2 protein-coding genes are annotated in these 640 nt (G+C 44.2%); both read right to left on the bottom strand.

The window, feature by feature from the left end:
- The coding region (locus tag R7Q46_RS27810; RefSeq protein ID WP_318078382.1) for a spondin domain-containing protein at positions 1–259 on the bottom strand (259 nt) is incomplete at its 3' end.
- Positions 256–393, bottom strand: a complete 138-nt coding sequence (locus R7Q46_RS27805; RefSeq protein WP_318078381.1) for a hypothetical protein — start codon at positions 391–393, stop codon at positions 256–258. The genes R7Q46_RS27805 and R7Q46_RS27810, both read right to left, overlap by 4 nt.
- Between the last annotated feature and the right edge of the window lie 247 nt (positions 394–640).

The following is a 640-nucleotide window of genomic DNA, read 5'->3' as shown; positions in this document are numbered from 1 at the left end:
CGCCTGCGTTGCCAATCACGGTCGATAATCCAGAAATATCCCCACCTTCAGCCATCGCTTCAAGCTCTGATGTGGCGGATTCTCCGACTTTAAACATATGTAGATCTGAGCCATGCGCCGCGACGATAAGCGGTGTAAAGTAAATGCCTTTGGTTGCGTTGGTAACCGTAATTTCTAGTTCCGCCGCTTGAGCTGATGCCGCGCCAACCGCCAGAGCAACAGACGTCATGACAAGACTAAGTTGGGTACGTTTTTTCATTGTGAATCCATCCTTTTATGAGAGTGAATCCCAAGCCCTTGAACATCGTCTTTTGTTGGCTTGAGCAGCATTGCTTTCGAACGTTTGTCATTCTTGTCTTTAAGCATGACGAGCAAATATCTCGGTAACTTCATCGAATTCTCATAAAATTCTCACAACTTCTTATCTCTTTCATTCCGTTATAAAATAGCGTCCATCCGTTCCCCAAACGCACATTAAAATGCTCAACAATTTACTTACTGCATACTATGGAGAAATCTACGGTATTGCCTTTTTCAGTCACTATCTCAACAACTACAAACAGGCAGAGCAACGCGCGCTTTGGCAAACTTTAGTCGACGTGGAAAAACTGACCGCTGAAAAACTCAAACCTGTTTTGCA

The organism is Vibrio sp. 811 (assembly GCF_033339195.1).
This window is presented reverse-complemented; position numbering and strand designations above follow the sequence as displayed.

Excerpts from the sequence above, each read along its gene's own strand:
- R7Q46_RS27805 (WP_318078381.1), bottom strand. The coding sequence starts at position 393 with ATGAAGTTACCGAGATATTTGCTCGTCATGCTTAAAGACAAGAATGAC.